This window comes from Hydrocoleum sp. CS-953 (assembly GCF_002260545.1).
Lineage (GTDB): Bacteria > Cyanobacteriota > Cyanobacteriia > Cyanobacteriales > Microcoleaceae > Trichodesmium.
In genome coordinates, this window is the sequence record NZ_LGSU01000395.1 from 1 (window position 1) to 2977 (window position 2977).

Annotated in this window: 1 pseudogene; it reads right to left on the minus strand. The window is 36.2% G+C overall.

What is annotated here, in order from left to right:
• Positions 1 to 2759: pseudogene (locus AFK68_RS03845) on the minus strand (hypothetical protein); the annotation flags it as partial.
• Positions 2760 to 2977 lie beyond the last annotated feature (218 nt).

The following is a 2977-nucleotide window of genomic DNA, read 5'->3' on the forward strand; positions in this document are numbered from 1 at the left end:
TCTGTCTCAATATCTTGAGTTATCTCCTGTCGGTTAAATTTACTTTCATCAAAACTTTCTCCTGACTCTGTAGGTAAACTTTCCGAATTTTCCTCTATTTCCTGTTGTCTATTGCCAATTAAATTTTCTCCCTCAATATTTTGATTAATTTCCTGTCGGTTAAATTGACTTTCATCAAAATTTCCTCCTGACTGTGTAGGTAAACTTGCCAAATTTTCATCTATTTCCTGTTGTCTATTGCCAGTTAAATTTTCTGTCTCAATATTTTGAGTTATCTCCTGTCGGTTAAATTGACTCTCCTGAAAATTTTCTCCTGACTGTGTAGGTAAACTTTCCGAATTTTCCTCTATTTCCTGTTGCCTATTCCCAGTTAAATTTTCTCTATCAAAATCTTGATAAATCTCCTGTAGGTTAAATTGAATCTGCTGAAAATTTTCTCCTTCCGGTGTAGAAAAACTTTCTGAATTTTCCTCTATTTCTTGTTGTCTATTACCAATTAAATTTTCTCCCTCAATATTTTGAGTTATCTCCAGTCGGTTAAATTGAATCTGCTGAAAATTTTCTCCTTCCGGTGTAGACAAACTTTCTGAATTTTCCTCTATTTCTTGTTGTCTATTACCAATTAAATTTTCTGTCTCAATATTTTGATTTATCTCCTGTCGGCTAAATTTACTCTCCTGAAAATTTTCTCCTGACTGTGTAGGTAAACTTTCCGAATTTTCCTGTATTTCCTGTTGTCTATTCCCAGTTAAATTTTCTCCCTCAATATTTTGAGAAATCTCCACTCGGTTAAATTGAGTCTCCTGAAAATCTGCTCCTTCTGATGTGGGTAAACTTTCTAAATTTTCCTCTATTCCTTCTTCCCTGTTCCCTGTTCCCTGTTCCCTGTTCCCTATGAAACCTATTAAAGGATAATAATTAGGATGATTAAATATCGCCTCCTTATAAAGCTCATAATTACTAAAAGTTCTAAAATCATCAGGATTTAATCCCGTCGCTCCCCAATTTTTCGTTAAAATTCCCGAAATAATATCCAAAGTTTGCTGTAGATAAGTTCTACCATCTGGCAATCTTGCTTCAGTTCCCATCGGACCTGCTTCAGCATTATGAGCAACCGGACCTAGAGAAACAAAACTAATCTTATCTCGACGTTTAGCACAATTCCAATTTGATAGAAACAAAAGCGACCACCTGCCAGGAAACATGATCGGACCTAACTTTTCTACACCATCCTTTTCTCCCACCAGATGATACAAACGTTCGACTTCCATTGCTCCAGTATTGCCACTTATCACCCCTGCCAAAGAAATAACTTCAATCGGCGCACCCGTCGCTTGCTTCAGAAAAGATACTGCCCCCATAGACATTTGACCGCCTCCACTATAACCAATCAAACTGATAGGTTTTTTACTACCCAGGGGATAACCAAAGTGGAGAAGACTATCAAATAAAACTTGTGCTAATCCCTGATTTTGAATCGGACCGTAACGAGGGTCGGCAGCAACAGCAACAGCAGCCACATTTCGCAAGTTGATAATACCCGCAATAGGATTATCAGGATTTCTCTGAGCGAGAGAATCAAGAATATTCCATAAAAATGCTAAAGGTCGGTCTGCTGTTAAAGGTGTGTTTGTGGCAGAGTAAGGCATAATACCCTTAATAATTGCTACATCTGAGGGAGTCGCATCAGCTAAACTATCCAAAAAATTTTCCACAATGGGTAGATATTGGTAAGTACCTTGATTAATCCCATCCAAATACAAAACATAAACAGAAGCATCTTGGCGATCGGGTACTTCTGCAACTAAACTACCTGAATATCTGAGAGTTGGTTCTTCATACCATCCCGCCCACCAAGTTAAAGATTCTAAGGGAGTGAAAATTATCGAACAAAAAAGAGCAATTAAGCCAATAATTATTAAGTTAATGGTAAGTTGAACTGTTTTGTCAAAAGTTGTGAACCAAATAGAGAAAAAATTTCCAGATCCAGTTGATAAGAGGATGACAATGGAAAAAGCAATAAATCCAATAACTATATATTTGATAATAGGTTTAATTTTCTGCTTTTGTGGTTCATTAGTTTGTTGGGGTAACAAGTCAGTAGTAATCTGGAAAGAACTAGATTGGTTTCCTGCCATGACAATTTTTTCTAGTTGTTGCCTATCTGTTACTACCTCAGTTCCAGCAGCAAAATTTAATAACCATTGCCCAAAAGCAGTAATCGGACGACCAATAGTGCGCTGAGATACTTGATGTACTATCCATCCCAAGATATTACAAGCAAATGCTCCCCAAATAGTTAGTTGTGGAACTTCTTGTATAGCTGTGATTTCTGCTAGTAGAGTCCATAGGGTGAGTAAAACGCTGATGGGAATGCCAAAATAAGGTAATCCAATCAGAAAACCTAACATTTGAGGAGCATAACTCAATCCTAAGCTACGGGTGACTGTTATTAGTTCTAGGTTTGTATTGAAAAAGAGTTGTCCGGTTAACCAAAGACTGATTGCCCAAAACCCAAAACTAAAGACAAATATAATAGCGGAAATTCCTAAACTAAGGAAAAAACGTAATTTTTTAACTTTATTAATGAACAGTACAACAGATTGTCCGATTGCTTGTGCCAAACCAGCAATTAAGACTATAGTTAATGCTACCTGAATTCCTTGAGGTAGATTATTAATTTGGTTATAAACTTCTGGATTAAGAGTTAACGCACCTGATATGAGATGCCAAAATTGGTCAAAAGCTGATGTTGTCATAATCTATCCCTAATTTTTTTCCGGCAACTAATCATCAAAAAATGATATTATACCAAATTCATACATAGATAGTTACATTCATTAATTGATAATTGATAATGGATAATTGATAATTACCTAGCCGTTAAAACAAATGCGGGAATTGAAGATAAGGAAATTCAAGAGCACTTGCACTTTTTTTCCCCTATCCAAGGGGAGGCTTTAAACCAGAATTATTT